General features: G+C 58.7%; 15 protein-coding genes. 9 read left to right on the top strand and 6 right to left on the bottom strand.

All coding sequences use genetic code 11. From position 1 onward, the window contains the following. Window positions 1-6 precede the first annotated feature (6 nt). From C5L13_RS07725 to C5L13_RS07760, 8 genes are all read left to right on the top strand, one after another. Window positions 7-1,077, top strand: a complete 1,071-nt coding sequence (locus C5L13_RS07725) for an ABC transporter ATP-binding protein (RefSeq protein WP_105382705.1) — start codon at window positions 7-9, stop codon at window positions 1,075-1,077. 4 nt (window positions 1,078-1,081) lie between these two features. After that, window positions 1,082-1,948: a carbohydrate ABC transporter permease gene (locus C5L13_RS07730; RefSeq protein WP_105382706.1), complete on the top strand. Its 867-nt coding sequence runs from the start codon at window positions 1,082-1,084 to the stop codon at window positions 1,946-1,948. 13 nt (window positions 1,949-1,961) lie between these two features. Further along, a complete protein-coding gene (locus tag C5L13_RS07735; protein ID WP_105382707.1) occupies window positions 1,962-2,789 on the top strand; it encodes a carbohydrate ABC transporter permease in 828 nt (275 codons plus the stop codon). Between the two features lie 15 nt (window positions 2,790-2,804). Next, window positions 2,805-3,086 carry a DUF2160 domain-containing protein gene (locus C5L13_RS07740; RefSeq protein WP_105382708.1) on the top strand — a complete coding sequence of 94 codons (282 nt, stop codon included), beginning with the start codon at window positions 2,805-2,807 and terminating at the stop codon, window positions 3,084-3,086. A 73-nt stretch (window positions 3,087-3,159) separates the two neighbouring features. Then, the gene (locus C5L13_RS07745; RefSeq protein WP_105382709.1) at window positions 3,160-4,890 is read left to right on the top strand and encodes an ABC transporter substrate-binding protein; all 1,731 of its coding nucleotides are present in this window, start codon (window positions 3,160-3,162) and stop codon (window positions 4,888-4,890) included. Between the two features lie 231 nt (window positions 4,891-5,121). Beyond that, window positions 5,122-6,972 carry a type I secretion system permease/ATPase gene (locus C5L13_RS07750; RefSeq protein ID WP_105382710.1) on the top strand — a complete coding sequence of 617 codons (1,851 nt, stop codon included), beginning with the start codon at window positions 5,122-5,124 and terminating at the stop codon, window positions 6,970-6,972. Then, window positions 6,959-8,275 (top strand): HlyD family type I secretion periplasmic adaptor subunit, encoded by a 1,317-nt coding sequence (locus C5L13_RS07755; protein WP_105382711.1) that lies wholly within the window; start codon window positions 6,959-6,961, stop codon window positions 8,273-8,275. Before C5L13_RS07750 ends, C5L13_RS07755 begins: the two co-directional genes overlap by 14 nt. 88 nt (window positions 8,276-8,363) lie before the next feature. Next, window positions 8,364-9,404, top strand: a complete 1,041-nt coding sequence (locus tag C5L13_RS07760) for a LacI family DNA-binding transcriptional regulator (protein ID WP_407070413.1) — start codon at window positions 8,364-8,366, stop codon at window positions 9,402-9,404. A gap of 2 nt (window positions 9,405-9,406) precedes the next feature. Here the strand turns inward: C5L13_RS07760 and C5L13_RS07765 are convergent, their stop codons facing one another. The 6 genes from C5L13_RS07765 to C5L13_RS07790 are packed head-to-tail and all read right to left on the bottom strand — an operon-like array spanning window position 9,407 to window position 17,548. Next, complete coding sequence (locus tag C5L13_RS07765) at window positions 9,407-10,465, bottom strand: carbohydrate ABC transporter permease (protein WP_105382713.1); 1,059 nt, start codon at window positions 10,463-10,465, stop codon at window positions 9,407-9,409. A 2-nt stretch (window positions 10,466-10,467) separates the two neighbouring features. Next, window positions 10,468-11,463: a carbohydrate ABC transporter permease gene (locus C5L13_RS07770; RefSeq protein ID WP_105382714.1), complete on the bottom strand. Its 996-nt coding sequence runs from the start codon at window positions 11,461-11,463 to the stop codon at window positions 10,468-10,470. Beyond that, window positions 11,450-12,571 carry an ABC transporter ATP-binding protein gene (locus tag C5L13_RS07775; RefSeq protein ID WP_105382715.1) on the bottom strand — a complete coding sequence of 374 codons (1,122 nt, stop codon included), beginning with the start codon at window positions 12,569-12,571 and terminating at the stop codon, window positions 11,450-11,452. Before C5L13_RS07775 ends, C5L13_RS07770 begins: the two co-directional genes overlap by 14 nt. A gap of 18 nt (window positions 12,572-12,589) precedes the next feature. Next, the gene (gene pglB, locus C5L13_RS07780) at window positions 12,590-13,924 is read right to left on the bottom strand and encodes a polygalacturonase PglB (RefSeq protein WP_105382716.1); all 1,335 of its coding nucleotides are present in this window, start codon (window positions 13,922-13,924) and stop codon (window positions 12,590-12,592) included. 2 nt (window positions 13,925-13,926) lie between these two features. Further along, entirely contained in the window at window positions 13,927-15,012 is a 1,086-nt protein-coding gene (gene bglB / locus C5L13_RS07785; protein ID WP_105382717.1) for a beta-galactosidase BglB, read from the bottom strand. Window positions 15,013-15,028: 16 nt separating this feature from the next. Beyond that, entirely contained in the window at window positions 15,029-17,548 is a 2,520-nt protein-coding gene (locus tag C5L13_RS07790) for a hypothetical protein (protein ID WP_105382718.1), read from the bottom strand. Between the two features lie 189 nt (window positions 17,549-17,737). Here C5L13_RS07790 and C5L13_RS07795 point away from each other — a divergent pair, with 189 nt between their 5' ends. Next, window positions 17,738-19,015 (top strand): ABC transporter substrate-binding protein, encoded by a 1,278-nt coding sequence (locus C5L13_RS07795; protein ID WP_105382719.1) that lies wholly within the window; start codon window positions 17,738-17,740, stop codon window positions 19,013-19,015. The last annotated feature ends 152 nt before the right edge of the window (window positions 19,016-19,167 follow it).

Below are 19,167 nucleotides of genomic sequence, written 5' to 3' on the forward strand. Positions count from 1 at the left end.
AAAATCATGGCTCGCATCACACTTGACCATATTCGCCACGCCTACGGCCCCAATCCGAAGTCTGCGAAGGACTACGCGTTGCGCGAAGTCCATCACGAATGGAACGACGGCGGCGCCTATGCGCTGCTTGGGCCATCCGGCTGCGGCAAGACGACCCTGCTGAACATCATCTCCGGGCTGCTTCAGCCGTCCGAGGGACATATCCTGTTCGACGGCAAGGATGTTACATACCTGTCGACCCAGGCGCGCAATATCGCTCAGGTTTTCCAGTTCCCGGTCATCTATGACACGATGACGGTTTACGACAATCTGGCCTTCCCCTTGCGCAACCGCGCTGTGCCGGAGGCGGAAGTTGATCGCCGTGTCCGCGAGATGCTGGAGATCATCGATCTTGCCGGATGGGCAAAGCGCAAGGCGCAGGGATTGACCGCCGACCAGAAGCAGAAGATTTCCCTCGGCCGGGGCCTCGTCCGCAATGACGTCAACGCGATCCTGTTCGACGAGCCGCTCACCGTCATCGATCCTCACATGAAGTGGGTGCTGCGCTCGCAGTTGAAGCGGCTGCACAAGCAGTTCGGTTTCACCATGGTCTACGTGACGCACGACCAGACGGAGGCGCTGACCTTCGCAGACAAGGTCGTCGTCATGTATGACGGCCAGATCGTGCAGATCGGGACGCCCGCTGAGCTTTTCGAGCGTCCTACACACACATTCGTGGGCTATTTCATAGGCTCTCCGGGCATGAACGTCATGCCGGCGCGCGTCGAAGGTTCCGCCGTGGTCGTCGGAGGCGAGACTATCGCTCTCGATTATTCCCCTCAGGTCAAAGCCGGTGACCGGGCCGAACTTGGTATCCGGCCGGAATTCATCCGTATCGGCCGGGAAGGCATGCCGGTCGCCGTGAACCGTATCGAGGACATCGGGCGCCGAAGGATCGTCCGCGCAGATTTCCAGGGACAGCGGATCGCCATCGTCGCATCAGAGGATGCCGAGATCCCGGCAGAGCCGCGCATCACCTTCGATCCCACGGCCATCAATATCTACGCCAATTCCTGGCGCGTCGGCAGGGAGGCCTGAGCTTATGCAAAAGACGTGGAACAACAAAGCTTGGTTTCTGGTCCTGCCGGTTCTTGTGCTTGTCGCCTTTTCGGCCGTCATCCCGCTGATGACGGTGGTAAACTACTCAGTGCAGGACACGTTCGGCAACAATGAGTTCTTCTGGGCCGGCACCGACTGGTTCGAAGAAATTCTGCATTCTGCACGCTTTTGGGAGGCGCTGCAGCGTAACCTATTCTTCTCCTTCATCATTCTTGCCCTGCAGATACCGCTTGGGATTTTCATCGCGCTCAACATGCCCAAAAGCGGCATCGGCGTGCCGGTCTGCCTGGTGCTGATGGCCCTGCCGCTGCTCATCCCCTGGAATGTCGTCGGCACCATCTGGCAGGTCTTTGGCCGTGTCGACATCGGCTTGCTGGGCTACACTTTGCGGGCTCTGGGTGTTGACTACAACTACGTCAGAGATCCCGTCGATGCGTGGATAACGATCATCGTCATGGATGTCTGGCACTGGACTAGCCTCGTCGTGCTGCTCTGCTACGCCGGTCTCGTTTCCATTCCCGATGCCTATTATCAGGCGGCCAAGATCGATGGCGCGTCACGCTGGTCGGTGTTTCGCTACATCCAGCTTCCGAAGATGAAACGCGTGTTGCTCATCGCCGTATTGCTACGCTTCATGGACAGTTTCATGATCTATACCGAACCGTTTGTGGTGACCGGGGGCGGTCCTGGCAATTCGACCACCTTCCTTTCGATCGACCTCGTCAAGATGGCTGTCGGGCAGTTCGACCTCGGACCGGCGGCTGCCATGTCGATCATCTACTTCCTCATCATCCTGCTGCTCTCATGGGTCTTCTATACCGTGATGACCAGCAGCGACGCGAACGGTTGAGGGGAGCGCGCCAATGGCCGAGACAACCAAATTCAAGCCTGCCGGAAACCTCTCCTGGCTCGTATCGACCCTCTACATCGTCTTCCTGCTCCTGCCGATCTACTGGCTGATCAATATGAGCTTCAAGGAAAACGCGGAAATTACCGGTGCATTTTCGCTCTGGCCGCAAAATCCGACGCTCAGGAACTATAGCGTGATCTTTACCGATCCGTCCTGGTACAACGGATATATCAATTCAATCATCTACGTTGTGCTGAACACGATAATCTCGGTATTGGCCGCGCTGCCGGCGGCCTATGCCTTTTCCCGCTACCGTTTCCTGGGCGACAAGCACCTGTTCTTCTGGCTGCTGACGAACCGCATGGCGCCGCCTGCGGTTTTCGCCTTGCCCTTCTTCCAGCTGTATTCGGCTTTCGGACTGATCGACACACATATCGCGGTCGCTCTTGCCCATTGCCTTTTCAACGTGCCCTTGGCGGTCTGGATCCTGGAAGGTTTCATGTCCGGTGTCCCGAAGGAAATCGACGAGACGGCCTATATCGACGGATACTCCTTCCCGCGGTTCTTCGTGAAGATCTTCATGCCGCTGATCGCGTCGGGGATCGGTGTTGCCGCCTTCTTCTGCTTCATGTTCTCCTGGGTCGAGCTCCTGCTCGCGCGCACGCTGACGACAACGGCCGCAAAGCCGATTTCCGCCATCATGACCCGAACGGTTTCGGCCGCCGGCATGGACTGGGGGGTACTGGCCGCGGCGGGCGTTCTGACCATCGTTCCGGGAGCGCTGGTGATCTATTTTGTCCGCAACTACATCGCCAAGGGCTTTGCGCTCGGCCGCGTTTGAGGAGGAGAAATACCTATGACCTTTTCCTGGATGGCCTGGACGTTACCGACGGCGCTGTTTTTCCTGTCGATCCTAGGGCTTTTGATCGGCATGAGCATTTGGGAATATTTCGCTCCGGGCGGTTCGCCGCGCGTAGGGATCTTGAGATTCGAAACGACACGAGGTGACCGGCTGTTCATTTCGCTGCTCGGTTCGGCGTTCATTCATCTCGCATGGCTGGGGCTGATCGGCCCCAACCTGTGGTGGGCTCTTGCCATCGCAGTGGTCTACGCTGTCGGCGTTTTCCGCTTCGTCTGAAGGCAAGCTGAAAGAAAGGTGGCCGGGAGGACTGGCACCTCAAATCGCAATCGCAAAACCCTGGGAGGATATTATGCGACGGCATCTTATGACATCGACCGCAGCAATGCTGTTGGCACTGACCGGCTCGGCCTTCGCCGGTATGGAAGAAGCCAAACAGTTCCTGGACAAGGAAGTGGGCGACCTGTCCACGCTTCCCCGCGCCGAGCAGGAAAAAGAAATGCAGTGGTTCGTCAATGCGGCGAAGCCATTCGCCGGCATGGATATCAAGGTCGTTTCCGAGACGATCACCACGCACGAATACGAATCCAAAGTGCTGGCACCTGCCTTCACGGCAATCACCGGCATCAAGGTCTCGCATGACCTGATCGGCGAAGGCGACGTGGTCGAAAAGCTGCAGACGCAGATGCAGTCTGGCGAGAACATCTACGACGGCTACATCAATGACTCCGACCTGATCGGCACCCATTGGCGCTACCAGCAGGCGCGCAGCCTGACGGACTTCATGGCGAAAGAGGGTAAGGACGTTACCAACCCGAACATCGACATCGACGACTTCATCGGCAAGTCCTTCACGACGGCACCGGACGGCAAGCTTTATCAGCTTCCTGACCAGCAGTTCGCGAACCTCTATTGGTTCCGCTACGACTGGTTCAACGACGAGAAGAACAAGGCGGACTTCAAGGCCAAGTACGGCTACGACCTCGGCGTTCCGGTCAATTGGTCAGCCTATGAAGATATCGCAGCCTTCTTCACCGGCCGCGATGTCGGTGGCAAGAAGGTCTATGGCCACATGGACTACGGTAAGAAGGACCCCTCGCTCGGTTGGCGCTTCACCGACGCATGGCTTTCCATGGCCGGCAACGGTGACAAGGGCATTCCGAACGGCAAGCCGGTGGACGAGTGGGGCATCAAGGTTGACGAGAAGTCCCGCCCGGTCGGTTCCTGCGTTGCGCGAGGCGGCGACACGAACGGCCCGGCCGCGGTCTACTCGATCGAAAAGTACCTCGACTGGATGAAGGCATATGCCCCGGCTGCAGCACAAGGCATGACCTTCTCCGAATCCGGCCCGGTCCCTTCACAGGGCGAAATCGCTCAGCAGATGTTCACATATACGGCCTTCACTGCTGATTTCGTCAAGCCAGGCCTGCCCGTGGTCAACTCCGACGGTACGCCGAAGTGGCGCTTTGCTCCAAGCCCGCACGGCGTGTACTGGAAGGACGGCATGAAGCTCGGCTATCAGGACGCCGGCTCGTGGACGCTGATGAAGTCCACTCCGGATGATCGCGCCAAGGCCGCCTGGCTCTATGCGCAGTTCGTGACGTCGAAGACGGTGGACGTGAAGAAGAGCCATGTTGGCCTGACCTTCATCCGCCAGTCGACGCTCGATCACAAGTCCTTCACCGACCGTGCACCAAAGCTCGGCGGCCTGATCGAGTTCTATCGTTCGCCGGCGCGCCTGCAATGGTCGCCGACAGGTACCAACGTTCCTGACTATCCAAAGCTTGCCCAGCTGTGGTGGCAGGCGATCGGCGACGCATCCTCGGGCGCCAAGACTGCCCAGGAAGCCATGGACTCGCTTTGCGCCGAACAGGAAAAGGTTCTGCAGCGTCTGGAACGCGCGGGAGTTCAGGGCGAAATAGGCCCCAAGCTCGCCGAAGAACACGATCTCGAATATTGGAACAAGGATGCCGTGGCAAAGGGAAATCTGGCGCCGCAGCTCAAGGTCGCAAACGAGAAAGAGAAGCCCCAGACGGTCAACTACGATGAACTCGTCAAGAGCTGGGCGAAGGCAACCAAGTAAACTCTTTCAAACCAAGCCTGTCGCAAAGCGTCCTCCCCGGTGTCAACCGCCGGGGAGGACTATTTTATTTGACGGAGACGGGTGATATTGGTTCTCCTCCGAACGGACTCGGATGTCTGAAAACGACGAATTGCTTGATCAATTCTGATAGCTATGCTTCGATCGTACCAACTGGCCTCGGCGCTTCCACATGGCACGCAGGCCATTGTCTTCTTCTAGCCCGGGAATTGGATGTCTGGATTGTTTAATGCTGTACCGCTGCAGCGTCGCACTGCGGCGGATGCGTTCCCGCTGAAGCAGAGCATCGTCAGCATTGCTGTGATCAGCGGCATCGTCAATATTCTGGCCCTGACGTCGCCGTTGTTCATGCTTCAGGTTTACGACAGAGTGCTTTCAAGCGGCAGTGTTCCGACGCTGATCGGCCTCGCTGTACTTGCGACCGGCCTATACGCCTTTCAGTCCATGCTCGACGTCATCCGTGCGCGCGTGTTGCTGAGGATCGGTGAGGGCTTTGATCTGCGCCTGTCGGACCGGGTGCATGAGGCCGTAACCCGATTGCCTTTGCTGACGCGTATGCCGGGCGACGGTCTGCAGCCCTTGCGCGACCTCGACAATGTCCGCGGCTTTCTCTCCGGAAATGGACCAACGGCCTTTTTCGACCTGCCCTGGATGCCGCTTTATCTGGCGATCTGCTTTCTGTTCCACTTCTGGATCGGCGTGACGGCGCTGGCAGGTGCCGTCATACTCGTGTGCCTTACCTTGCTCACCAACTCGCTGTCGAAAACGGCGATACGCGACGCCATCTCTTCCAATATGGCGCGAAACGGCCTGTTGGAGGCGGCGCGCCGCAATGCCGAGGTGGTACAGGCGATGGGCATCGGTCGGCGGATTGCCGCCCGCTGGCAGCTCGCGAATGCGGATTATCTGGCTGCGAACCGCAAGGCCGGCGATGTCGCCGGTGGATTTGGCAGCATCTCCAGGTCGCTGCGGATGATACTGCAATCGGCCATTCTTGCCGTGGGTGCCTATCTGGTTATCACACAGCAGGCGACCGGTGGCGTGATGATCGCCAGTTCGATCATGATGGGTCGCGCGCTTGCGCCTGTTGATCTCGCAATCGCGAGCTGGAAGCCCTTCCTGATGGCGAGGCAGAGCTGGACGAGGCTGAAGGACCTTTTGGCGAAGGTTCCGGAGAGTGCTCCCATGACGGCGCTGCCGGTCCCTGAAAAGGAATTGCGAGCCGAGGCCGTGACCGTCATGCCTCCGGGTGAGAGAAAACCGACCGTCGCGGGACTTGGCTTTGCAGTTGCTGCAGGAAGCGCATTGGGGATCATCGGCCCTTCGGGTTCGGGCAAGTCCACGCTGGCGCGCGTGCTTGTGGGGGCATGGGTGCCTGCCGCCGGCAAAGTTCGGCTGGATGGGGCGAGCCTCGACCAGTGGGATAGCGAAGCCCTCGGACGCCACATTGGTTATCTGCCTCAGGGTGTTGAACTTTTCGACGGCACGATTGCGGAGAATATCTCCCGTTTCGAGGATAACACCGATGCACAGGCCGTCGTGGCTGCTGCCAAGGCGGCGGGAGCCCATGAGCTTATCCTGCGTTTCGACCAAGGCTATGAGACACGGATCGGCGAAGGGGGCTCCGCATTGTCGGCGGGACAGCGTCAGCGCATCGGTCTTGCGCGAGCACTCTATCGCGATCCGTTCCTTGTCGTTCTTGACGAGCCGAATGCGAACCTGGACGCAGAGGGCGAAGCCGCGGTGATCAAGGCTATTGCATCGGTTCGCCAGAGGAGAGGCATCGCGGTCGTGGTCGCGCATCGTCCAAGCGCCATTGGTGCGGTTGATCTGGTGCTGATGATGGAGGCTGGCCGCCAAAAAGCTTTCGGTCCCCGGGACGAAGTGCTCTCGCAGGTTCTCAAAGCCGCGCCGGTGCCGCCGCCGGCAAACACGGGCTTTCCTGCGACCGGTGCTGCCGTGACGCCGCTGCGTGTGATTGCAAGCCCTTTCCGCGCCACTGCGGGCGGTGAAAGCACGGCGGAATCAGAGGATGGTTCGGAGGAATCCGATGTCAAACGTTGATCGTCTGAGGGGTGAGGTCACGGGCTCCATTCGACGCCATCTGGCGATTGGCCTGTTTACCAGCGTGCTGATGGTAGGCGGCGCAGGCGCCTGGGCTGCGGTGACGAACCTGTCGGGTGCGGTGGTCGCTTCGGGACATTTCGTGGTGAACTCGTATGTGAAGAAAGTCCAGCATCCCAAGGGCGGGGTCGTCGGCGAGATTCTCATTCGTGAAGGGGACGAAGTGGCCGCGGGTCAGATCGTCATGCGGCTGGATGCCACCCAGACGCGTGCGAACCTCGCAATCGTCACCAAACGACTCGACGAACTATCCGCCAGAATGTCGCGCCTGGAAGCCGAGCGCGACGATCTTGAAACGATCGTGTTTCCCGATCAGCTGACGACGCGAAGCAACGATCCGAATGTTGCCTCGGCGATGCGTAGCGAGACACGCTTGTTTGAGTTCAGGAAGCAATCGAGAGAAGGAAAGAAAGCACAGCTTCGCGAACGTATCTCCCAATTTGAACATGAGATCGAAGGGTTGAAGGCACAGGAAGCGGCCTATCAGCAGGGGATCGAGGTGTTGAACAAGGAAATCGCCTCCTTAGGCGGCCTGCGAGAGCAGGGCATCGTGTCGGATCAGCGCTTGAACAGCCTGAGGACACAGGTCGCGACCTTCGGGGGCGAACGCGGAGAAAAGATTGCCTATCAGGCACAGGCAGCGGGCCGAATCACCGAAACCACGCTTCAGATTCTCCAGGTCGATCAGGATCTGAAGGCGGAAGTCGGACGCGAATTAAGGGAGGTCCAGGCCCAGGTCGGCGAATATATCGAGCGGAAGATTGCAGCCGAGGACGAATTGAAGCGCGTGGACATCATTGCCCCGCAGTCTGGCGTCGTCCATCAGCTTGCCGCGCATACGGTTGGCGGTGTCATTTCACCGGCCGATCCGGTCATGCTGATCGTACCGGAAGGTGATGATCTGGCATTGGAGGTGCAGATCGCGCCGAAGGATATCGATCAGATCCAGCTTGGCCAGAAGGCAGTCTTGCGCATGTCGGCGTTCAATCAGCGGACCACCCCGGAGCTGATCGGCAATGTCAGCCGGATCGCAGCCGACCTGACCACCGACGAGCGAAACGGATTGTCCTTCTATCTCGTGCGTCTTTCTGTTGCCGCGTCGGAAATGCAGAAGCTTCGGGATCTGACGCTCGTGCCGGGAATGCCTGCGGAGGCGTTGATTCAGACGGAAGACCGCACGGCACTTTCCTATCTGCTCAAGCCGCTCTCCGACCAGATCAGTCGCGCTTTTCGTGAGGAGTGACGGGGGTGAGAAGGGGCTCGGCATTCAGTATTGACAAGGCATTTGCGAAGGAGCCGACGACTGTCGGCAAGCGTTGAGCGGTGCGGATGTGAAGGCCAAAATCGGATTGAAGGACGTCGCGCTCGACGCGGGCGTATCTCTTAGCACTGCCTCGCATGTCTTGAATGGCACGGCGCCTATTTCCGTGGAGGTACGGGATCGCGTGCTGAACTCCGCCCAGCGGCTGGGCTATCTCGAGAAGCGAAAGAGCCGCGCGACGATTGCCACGTTGAGGACGATCCTTTTGGCTATCACCAGCGATGCGGCACCGCGCAGCGACCTCAATCTTGTAAGCTGGACGATGCTCAACGGCTTGCGTCAGGAATGCGAGCGACGCAGCATTCGCATCGTACCCTTGGTCAGCTCCAGCAACCGGCTCGACCCGGTGGAGGTGCGTAAATCGGCGCAGGCGGAGAAGGTGGATGGCATCGTAGTTCTCAACGACGACCGGCCTGAACTCATCCGCAGTCTTTCCGCGGTTCAGACACCACTTGTCATCCTGAACGGAGAAGATCCCTCCATGCTTGTGGATACGGTGACCGGAGAGAACCGGTTCGGGGCACGTCAAGGTACGGAACATCTCCTTTCGCTCGGGCATCGACGGATCATGCACTTGACCTGGAAAGGGCGGACGACCATCCGGCGGCGATATGACGGGTATGCTGACGCACTGCTTGCCGCAGGTATCCCCATTTCACCGGACATGATCATCGAGGCGGAGGGGTTCGAGCCGGTCCAGGGGGAAAAAGCCATTGCACGAATCCTGGCGGAGAACCGCGATCTGCGCGGTGCTACGGCCATCTCCTGCGCGGCAGACAATCTGGCTCTCGGTTGTCTCAAAGCGCTCGGTGACGCTGGCATCCGAGTGCCTGAGGATGTTTCGGTCCTGGGCTTCGACAACATCATTCTTGGCGAGTTCAGTTCGCCGCCGCTTTCGACGGTTCAATTGCCGAGCGACCGCCTTGGCGCTGCCGCGCTCGGGCTGCTCGAACAGCGGCTGCTAGCCAATGATCCGCTGCGCCCGGCTCACCGCCTGGAGCTAGGCTGCCGCCTGGTATTGCGCGGAAGCGTTCAGCCTCCGGCGCGTTAAAGTCATTTCATCCCGGTGCCGGCAATGCCGGTCGTGATGTACTTCTGCAGAAAGAGGAACACGGCGGTCACCGGCAGCAGGCTGAGAAACGTCATGGCGAGGATATAGTGCCATTGAACGGAGAACTCTCCCTGGAAGGCGTTGAGCCCCACCTGCAACGTAAAGTTTTCCCGACTGCTCAACACGATCAGGGGCCAAAGGAAGTCGTTCCATCGCCACAGGACCGAGAATATCGCAAGAACCGCAAGCGCCGGCGCGGTGAGCGGCAGGATAATGCGCCAGAAGATGCGAAACTCGCTAGCGGCATCGACGCGTGCGGCTTCGATCAGCTCGTCCGGAATGGTCAGCATATATTGACGTAACAAGAAGACGGCAGTCGGTGAGGCAACCGTTGGAATGATGATCCCCCACAGGCTATCGACGAGACCGACGCCTACGACGACAAGATAGGCAGGTACCATAACCACCGTGAGCGGGATCATCAGCGTTGAGATGATTAGCACGAAGATCGCGTTTTTGCCGCGGAAACGGTATTTGGACAGGGCGAAGGCGGCCATGGCGTTGACGATCAATGTCAGCAGGGTTGCGACAAAAGTTACAAAGACAGAATTTTTCAAGAAGGTCAGGAAGTCGAACCTGGTCAATGGGTCGGTGTAATTTTCGGTCGCAGCGGTCAGTTTTTGGACGGGAGACATCGCCCTGACATCGACACTGACAGGCGCTTCCGGCGACTGCGGATCGACCATTTGCGCTTTGAGGCCGATGCGACGGACCATCGCCATTTCCCGGGTTTTTCCATCGATCGTGACAGTCCAAAGACTCAGCGGCTTTTCATATCCCTGAACACTCGTTTCCACGGCAGTGCGCGGCAGCAAGGTAGGCGGAAAACGGGTGATCTCAGCGGCGGGCTTGAAGGAAGACAAGCCTGCCCATACAACCGGCACAAGTACGGCAAGCGTACCTGCGATCAGCCAAAGCCAGGACAGGATGTCGGTAATCTCGATACGTCCGGGCCGGCGGGTGCGGGTAAGGAATCCGATCGGATTGAAGCCATGCGACATGATCAGGACTCCATCTTGCGGCCGAGCCGCAGCTGAATGAGTGTTAGAACCAGAAGCACCAGACCCATCAGCACGGAAGCTGCCGACGCAAGGCCGAACAGACGAAGATCGCTGCCAAACGCCATTTGGTAGATATACTGCACGATGAAGCTGTTGGCTGTGCCGGGTCCACCGCCATTGGTCAAGACCCAGGCTTCGTCGAAGATCTGCACGGAGCGGATCATCAGCAGGATAAGCACGACCAGGAGGTTTGGTCCAAGAAGCGGCAGGGTGATGCGCAGGAGCGTGCGTCGAGGGGAGGCGGCGTCGATGGCGGCCGCTTCGTAGAGATCCTTCGGTATCGCCTGCAGCCCGGCAAGCAGGATGAGCGTATAGAAGCCCATATGGAACCACACGGAGACCACCACCACGAAGAAGCGCGACCAGCCGACGTCAAGAAGGAAGATTTCGGGCGGTACGCCGAGTATCTGCAGGAAGGCGTTGAGCAAGCCGTTGCGGTCCAGAAACCACTTCCAGATCAGGCCGATCACCACCGGAGACAACAAAACCGGGTAAAAGAAGATCGCCCGGAAAAAACCGCGCGCAGCAATGGCGCGATTGAGTATGAGCGCCGTGACCAGCGCTGCCAGCAAGGTTGCCGTAACGTTGAACGCGACGAACCAAAGCGTATTCCAGATCGCCGTCCAGAAGAGAGATTCACGGCAACTGCCGGGGCGAAGATAGTCCTCGCACGCAAGAAGCTGGCGGAAGTTGTCGAAACCGACGAAGGGCCTATCGGAGACGAAAAGTTCGGTCCCGCCTGTGAAAGCATATCCGGCGGCAATGGCGATCGGCAGGAAAGTGAAGATGCCAAAAAGGAGCAGATTGGGGGCGAGGAAAAGATAGGGCATCCGCTTCCGCCCCATAAAGCCCTCCAATGCATTGATCGGAGCCTCGACAATCCCCATCAGCAATCCGGCGAGCCGACCGATCATGTCTCTTACCTCAAGCAAACGCATGGGCTTCATCCCGCTGTTTGGCTTTTCGCGGAATAGCCAGGCCTGTTTCAGGATCAAAGACGTGCAGCCGATCGGGTAGCGGCGTGATCTTTAGTCTGGAACCTGGGGCTGGCGAGAAATGGCCCGCCTGGTGGATGATGATCTGATCACTTTGGCCTTCGAGCGTGCCGTAGACATAGGTTTCGGTCCCGAGGCTTTCGTAATACTGGACCACGAACGGCAGGCCGTCCTGTTCGCTCACGGAAAAATGCGCCGGCCTCACACCCGCCAAAACCGCCTTACCGATCATAGAGGTGTCAGGTTCGATCCCCGTCGTCCAGGTGGTGCCATAGCCCATATCCAAGGTCATACCGTCGTCATGCATGCCGATAACGGTCGCCTTCAACATGTTCATGCGAGGCGAACCCAAAAAACCGGCGACGAACAGGTTCTTCGGTCTCTCAAAAAGTTCGAGCGGCGTTCCCACTTGCTCGATCCGCCCGCTATTCAGCACGACGATTTGGTCGGCCATGGTCATGGCCTCGACCTGGTCATGGGTGACGTAGATCATCGTCGTCTTGATGTCGCGGTGCAGCTTGGTGATCTCAGCACGAGTCTGAACACGCAAGGCTGCATCCAGGTTGGACAAGGGTTCGTCGAACAAGAAGATGTCGGGATTGCGCACGATCGCCCGTCCGATCGCGACCCGCTGACGTTGCCCCCCGGAGAGCTGCCTTGGCTTTCTGTCCAGATAGGGTTCGATCGCCAGCATGCGCGCGGCTTCGTTGATACGAACCTCGATCTCGTCGCGCTTGAACCGTAGATTTTCAAGGCCGAAAGCGAGGTTCTTGCGAACGCTCATATGCGGATAAAGAGCATAGGACTGGAACACCATGGCAATCTTGCGCTCTGCGGGCGAGAGGTGGACGACGTCGCGTCCACTGATCTCGATCTCGCCGGTAGTGATGTCTTCCAGACCGGCTATGATCCTCAGGAGAGTCGACTTTCCGCAACCTGAGGGGCCCACGAAAACGACGAACTTTCCGTCGTCGATTGACAGGTTGATATCGTGCAGGACGGTGAGTGCGCCGAACGATTTGCTGATGTTGGTAAGCTTTAGATTTCCCATTCCCTGCTCCCGTCAGGTTCAGCGCGCCTGGTAAATGACTGGTTCTTCGTTCCAGCCGATTGGCAGCGGCTCAGGTCGGTCGACCTGCATGTCCTCGATAGTTATTCCTCCAGCACCGGCAGCAAAGAGCACTGGCATTCCTCCCGGATAGTCGATCTTCCCGACCACGCGGCCATCGGCCCCCTTGGTCCAGGCGTTCGCACGGCCCGCCGCATCGGCGCTTGGCGCCAGATCGGCATTGGTCGGTCTCAGATCGTAGCAACGGGCCGTACCCAAAGGCCCGTTCTCTTGCCGAAGCCTAAGACCTAACAGGCTCACATCCGTAATTTGAGCTGCCGAGGTCGAGACAAGTGTCATTGCGCCTTGCATGTTACCGGAAAGATCCTCGACAATGAGATTTGAGATCGGTCCCGCTTGTCGTTCAGGCACACGGTCGACCACCGTGACGGTGAGGGCTTCGCCGGAACCCCAAAAGCCATCCAGGGTTTCGTGACAATCGACCTCGATGCGACGGAAGCGGACCCTGGTGATCCGACCGCCATCGCGGGAGAACAGCCCCAGAGCACGATTGGAGTTTCGGACGAGGCAGTCCTCGAAGAGGATATCGGAGAAGTCGCCATAGGACTCCGTACCGACCTTCAAGGCGCAGCTGAAACTCTCGACCAGGCAACGGCGCACATGGACGTTTATGCACTCTCCTATCGCTTTTCCATCCACCCCGGCGCTGGTTTTCAGGCAGATGCCATCGTCTGCGGTAGAAATAATGCAGTCTTCAATGAGCGTGCGGCGGCATGCGTCAAGAACGATACCGTCGGTGTTGGGAAGCCGCCTATTGTTGGACACCGTCAGACGTCCGACATAGACATCTGCGCAATTGACGAGATGCACCGTCCACATCGGGGAATCGCGGATTTCCAGTTCTTCGAGCCGGACGTCCTGGCAGTTTTCGAAGACCACGACACGTGGGCGCGATGGCGCGGGAACAAACGTACCCATGGCAAGATCGTCGCCGACGATGAAGTGCTCACCGGCCGCTTCAATCCGCCCAGGCCCCGTCAAGGCAATGTCGGTAGCATCCTTGGCGACAATGATGCCGCGATCCGATTTCTCGGCGATCACCGAAACCGTCGTTCCGGCGTAAGCTTCATAAAAGGGGACAGGACGCAGGATCGCATTTTCCGCAAGGCGAAGCTCGACCTTGGATTTCAGCCGCAGACCGCGGGTTATGTGGTTTCCTGCACCCAGCTCGACGCGGCCACCACCGGCCTCGCAAACCTGATCGATGGCAGCCTGAATGCGGTCGGTCTGATCCTGATCGGAGGCATCAATGAGAAAGATGGGGCGCGCCGTCATTTTTACTCCTCGCCTTCGAGGAGAACTTCGGTCAACAACAGCATTGTGAGCGCCTGGCCGTAAGGGGTCGGCAGGTTGGGAATGCGCCGGTAGAATTCCAGGTCATGCCCCATGGGTGTGCCGTCGGAAACGCCCTGCACGACGCCCTCGCCGTCGATATGGGAAAGGACGGCCGCCAGCGCTCGTTCTGCATGTTGTCGGTCGGCCACTGGCAGGATCCCGGCTTCGATCCCGCGCAGGATTCCGTAGGCGATACCGGCGGTCGCCGAAGTTTCCACCGGCGAGTTCGGATCATCCAGGAGCGTATGGAACATGCCGTCGGCCCGCTGCAATTTTTTGAGCGCACGGACCTGGCTGGCTAGGACGTTTGCGAGGAACCGCTTGTCCTTGCCGTTCAGATCCGGAACCAGCTTGAATAGTTCCGGGATGGCGACGGTGATCCAGGCATTGCCCCGTGCCCAGAAAGCGTTGGCGAAATTATGCCGGCCGTCAAAGGTCCAGCCGTGATACCAAAGTCCGGTCACCGGATCCGAAAGATAGCGTGCGTGGACCATGAATTGATAAACGGCTTCGTCGACCCAGTCGCGCCGACCCATGACGACGCCCGCTCTGGCCAGGAAGAGACAGGCCATGAATAGCGTATCGTCCCACAGTTCCCCTTCGTTCAACCGCTCCTTTACAACATGCTGAAAACCTCCGTCCTCGGTCTTCGGCAATGTGTGGACGAGCCAATCCGCCCAATCCTCAACCAGATCACGAAACTCCGGCTGGTCGACATGCTCGATCAGGATGGCGAGCGGAAGCATCGGGGCCGTGCTGTTGATCTGCCGCGGCGGCAGGCCGCGTGCGATCTGTCGAGCATACCAGTCTACAAGATCGTCTATGGCAAGCCGGTCATTGGCGGCAGAGGCGCGCCGTAGAAAACCATAGAGACCTACGCCGACCTCCCAATCCCATTCATCGAACTGGATGCCGCCGGCATCCAAGCCGACCAGGCCCTCCTTGATGCCCTTGAGGCGGCTGAACGCTTTCGCGACCAGATCGATCTTATTCCTGAGAACAGGCTTGGTGAGGGGCATCGCATCCATAGGCTCAAAGGATCCTTTACGCATAGAACGGGTGGTCGATCTGGTTGTCGGCCGTACTGTCATAGGTGATGACCGGCTGAGGCTGGTCATGGACGAAGGGTCGCGGTTGATTGCCGACGGAAAAATCGCCGGAATAGGAAAGGGTCAGCGCGCCGCGCCCGGGAGGCGTCAGGGAGAGAGTTCTGCCTGACGCATCGAATCTGACCTCTGTCGCCCTGACCCGTTCGGAAAACCGTTGAAATGCCGCAGCATCGCCTGAGCCGACTACGGCTGCCCAGCCGGCGACGGAGCCTGGCGAACGCAGTTCGCGGCCTGCTGTGGGGCCTTGCTCGATCAATTGAAAGCCGTTTGTCGCATGAAGGGCAGCGAAGCCCGTGCCGGCGCGTGCCAGGAGCCATCCGTTCTCGAGAATGATTTCATCGAGCCCGTCGCGCCCAAGATAGGCATGGGTCCACGGCAGGCGGGAGCCCGTCGTATCGGCGATGAGCAAAGCCACATCGCGATGCTGCATGACGCGGGGAAGGATCCCGTTCCCGGCCCAATATGAGGGTCGTTGGGTTCCCCATGGATCATCCTCTCCCGGATGATTGATCCAAAGCCGCGCCATTGGATGGCCCGAAAGGCGGATGTCGAGCACGTGCTGCTGATGCCCCTTTCGGCCGGTCTTGTGATCGACGACGGTGGAAAGCTGGGATGAAGGGGTCTTGAACAGGACGAGCTTCGCCGGCTCGAGGCCCTGGCTATAACGCGCTTCGATGTTGCGTGGGCCATCGAGTTGAGCGTATTGCGCAAGATCCCGGGGCGGCTCGTAGGAGCCGGCGCAGAACATTGGCAGCGACGCGACGCCGCCATTCAGCCAACCGGTACCAAAAGCGACCCTTGCAAAGGGAGCGAGTTCGGTCAGAGGTCCGGCGCGCAATTCCTTGTCATAGGCGCGCCCCTGCGAGCCGGCCGGGACTCCTGCCAGCGTATGAAGCGCAATCATGCGGAAGATGAGGTCCAACTGACCGCGTGCTCTCGCGGCAAGGTCAGGCTCGGCCCATCGCTCGAGCGCAAACAGGCCGATGAAGTCGACCGGATAATAGGCTGCCGAGTTCCACTCCGCCAGGCCGTGGGCTTCGACGCTGTCAAACCAGCGATGGAGGCGTGCGGTCGCGAGTTCCGCTTGTTGCCGGCCAGTCCGGCCGGATGCGGAAAACACGGTCTCCGGCAACAACTGGCCGGCGATCAATTGGCTGATGTGGAAACAAAGGACATGGTTCTCGCTCCAGAACCACATGACGTCGTTGCCAGGCTCGTCCACCCAATAGCGGTAAGCAGAAACCGATGCCCGTATCTTTGCCGCTGTTGAGGGTGCAAGCGCTTGTTCGTGGGCAGCAAGAAGCCAGAGAAGCGGAACCATGGAGAAATCGGAGCAATCCTCACGCCGATCGATGCTGGCAAGCGTGGCGTCGATGATCGACTCTGCAGCCTCCTCGTCAACATCGCCAGACGCAGCCATGGCTAAAACGCGGCCTATACGATCTGCTCCGTGACGGGCACTGAAGGCGAGTGCTTCCTGTTTTCGTTGCGCAAGCGAGGAAGCGGCTTTCGGCGGCGTCAGGCTGTGCATGAAAGCCGCATCAATATGGCGATCCACGGTGGCCGTGCCGGAGCCGATCTTCACCCTGACGCCATGATAACCATCCGGCAGATCCGTGATGGTTTCAGCGATCAGTTCGGACCGATGGGAGGGCAGCGTAAGATCGGCGCTGCCGAGAACGGATCGGTCATGGCCGTGGCTATAAACCTCCAGATGGACCGGCACATCGAAATCGGGCGGGTTGTCGAAGATGATCTCAAGCGGTTGATCGGCGAAGACATCGGCAGACGGGCGGATGCTGCGGGCAAGAGGCTCGAGTTGCTGTACCGCGTCGCGGTCGACCACTGAGGGAAGGGCGATCTGGAGGGGGGCACTGCCGCTTAATTCAAGCTCGAAGAACCAGATCGTGTCGCGCTCTGCCAGATCTTCGGTCAGAAGCAGGACGTCGTTGCTGCCGGCGTTTAATGCCAGCACGATATCGGTTTCGCTTTCCGTATTGCGCCGGAACGGCTCGAAACGCACCTGCTCGCTGCCGTTCACCCAGATCCTCACGCCCCCGCATGTGCGTAGCCGCATGCTGACCTCTTGCGCCTGATCGACGAGGAAGGTGCCGCGCGACCAGCGACTGACATGGGTCGGTACGTGCCAGAAGCCGGTGAATTCGACGCGCCGATTGGACCCTGGGAGGCAGAGGGCCTCTGGCTGCCAGTGTAGGCGTGGTTCGATGTGACGTCCGACCATCTCCGCCCAGAAAGCTTTGCGGCAGGGCAGATCTCCGACATCCACAAAGCCATTGATGAATTTGTACTCGACACGATCCTCGGCTGGCGCAGCCTGACCCGGGAAGTAAGCCTCCGACACTTCAGACAAGATCCAGGCGGTGATCGTTTCGCCGGGTGAAACGCGATAGACGGAGCGAGCCGGATGCCCGTCGTCAGATAAACCGTCCTCCACGATCTCCTCCAATCATGAAAATATTTGCATTAAAACTCTCGAGATTCGCGGTTCCCGACGAGATCGTCTTGAATTTGAGGAAAACAGCTTGACGTTTGCGTTGTCAAGCGTCAAAAAATAGAAATTCGAGCGCGGGATCAGTTTGGGAACATCTCGATCGAACGAAAATATTTTCATTGGGAGGATGAAATGCTGAAATTCCTATCGCAAGTCAGTGCCCTGGTAATTGCAACCTTCGCCTTGACGGAAGCGGCCTTTGCCGAGAGCAAAACGATCACCTTCTTGTTTACCGACGACGACCAAAGCTATGTCGAGCGGATGGCGGCGCTGAGCAAGGAATTCGAAAGCGCGCATCCGGACGTGAAAGTGAATTTTGTATCGTCCGGATATGATGCAGTGTCAAAGCAGTTGCCGGTTCAGCTGGCGGCCGGCAAGGGCCCTGACGTTGCCAAGATAACCGATTGGCAACTGGCGCCTTACTATCTCGACATGCGCCAGTACATGAAGGATCCGGATTCCTTCGCCAAGCTGCACGGGGCGAGCCTCGATCAGTTGCGTTTGCCTAAGATCAATGATCCGAAGTCGATCAACGGATATGTGGCGTCCCAGACGTTGAACCTGCCTTTCGTCAACAAGACACTGTTCGAGCAGGCAGGCGAACCGCTCCCCGGTCCTAAGGCTACATTGAAGGAAATCGTCGAAGCGTCGGCGCGCGTTGCCAAGGCGACAGGCGCCCAAATTCCGTTCACTATGGACCGCTCCGGCCATCGCTTCTCGGGCGGGGCTTATTCCTACGGTTCTACCTATTTCAAAGACGGCAAGTTCAGCTTCCCTGACGCAGCAGCGAAAAAGTACATCGCCGATCTTTATTCCTGGACCCAGAACGGCAGCTTTCCGAAGGAAATGTGGGGCGCGGCCGGGGGATCCCAGTACAAGAACATGGGCGATGAGTTCGTCAACGGCAATGTCGTGACCTATCTGGCCGGCAACTGGATGGTGAATCCGTTCCAGAAGAAGATTGGCGACGCCTTCCAGTGGACAGCAATCAACGCGCCCTGCGCTGAAGCCGGCTGCTATGCCATGCCTGGTGCCACCGCGATTGTCGGCTTCAAGCGGACTGAGCATCCGGAAGCCGTTGCGCAGTTCATCGAGTTCCTGGGCTCTGAAAAGGTCCAGCGCGAAATCGCCGAAAGCTATGTGATCCTTACGGGAGCAGAGATCAAGGATCCGCAATACAAGATCTCCAGCGATGATGCGAAAGCCGCTATGACTGTCTTTTTGGACAACAAAAAGAACGTTCCCCAAGCCGCTCGCGAGTTTGAACGCATCAAGGGTGGCACGGCCATCTATCAAACGATCGTGCAGCGCATGAGTCAGCTCATTGTCGGTGAACTCACTCTTGAAGATACCTACAAGAACCTTGGGGCAGACGTCGCCAAGATCAACGAGTCGCTTGCTGTAAAGTGATGCGGCGGAGGTGTCGGGCGGCCCGATCACAGGCCTGACACCTCATCCCACTTACCGAGATCCTCCCGGAGATGGGCGGGGCGCGAATGCCCCGCCTATTTCTTTTGGATACGACAAAAAAGAGCGGCTGCGCAGAAGCCTCCCTGCGCAAC

This window comes from Neorhizobium alkalisoli, from assembly GCF_002968635.1.
Taxonomy (GTDB): Bacteria; Pseudomonadota; Alphaproteobacteria; order Rhizobiales; family Rhizobiaceae; genus Neorhizobium; species Neorhizobium alkalisoli.

Excerpts from the sequence above, each read along its gene's own strand:
- C5L13_RS07730 (WP_105382706.1), top strand. The coding sequence starts at position 1,082 with ATGCAAAAGACGTGGAACAACAAAGCTTGGTTTCTGGTCCTGCCGGTT.
- bglB (WP_105382717.1), bottom strand. The coding sequence starts at position 15,012 with ATGGATGCGATGCCCCTCACCAAGCCTGTTCTCAGGAATAAGATCGAT.
- C5L13_RS07755 (WP_105382711.1), top strand. The coding sequence starts at position 6,959 with ATGTCAAACGTTGATCGTCTGAGGGGTGAGGTCACGGGCTCCATTCGA.
- C5L13_RS07775 (WP_105382715.1), bottom strand. The coding sequence starts at position 12,571 with ATGGGAAATCTAAAGCTTACCAACATCAGCAAATCGTTCGGCGCACTC.
- C5L13_RS07745 (WP_105382709.1), top strand. The coding sequence starts at position 3,160 with ATGCGACGGCATCTTATGACATCGACCGCAGCAATGCTGTTGGCACTG.
- pglB (WP_105382716.1), bottom strand. The coding sequence starts at position 13,924 with ATGACGGCGCGCCCCATCTTTCTCATTGATGCCTCCGATCAGGATCAG.
- C5L13_RS07765 (WP_105382713.1), bottom strand. The coding sequence starts at position 10,465 with ATGTCGCATGGCTTCAATCCGATCGGATTCCTTACCCGCACCCGCCGG.
- C5L13_RS07750 (WP_105382710.1), top strand. The coding sequence starts at position 5,122 with ATGTCTGGATTGTTTAATGCTGTACCGCTGCAGCGTCGCACTGCGGCG.
- C5L13_RS07725 (WP_105382705.1), top strand. The coding sequence starts at position 7 with ATGGCTCGCATCACACTTGACCATATTCGCCACGCCTACGGCCCCAAT.
- C5L13_RS07735 (WP_105382707.1), top strand. The coding sequence starts at position 1,962 with ATGGCCGAGACAACCAAATTCAAGCCTGCCGGAAACCTCTCCTGGCTC.
- C5L13_RS07795 (WP_105382719.1), top strand. The coding sequence starts at position 17,738 with ATGCTGAAATTCCTATCGCAAGTCAGTGCCCTGGTAATTGCAACCTTC.
- C5L13_RS07770 (WP_105382714.1), bottom strand. The coding sequence starts at position 11,463 with ATGCGTTTGCTTGAGGTAAGAGACATGATCGGTCGGCTCGCCGGATTG.
- C5L13_RS07740 (WP_105382708.1), top strand. The coding sequence starts at position 2,805 with ATGACCTTTTCCTGGATGGCCTGGACGTTACCGACGGCGCTGTTTTTC.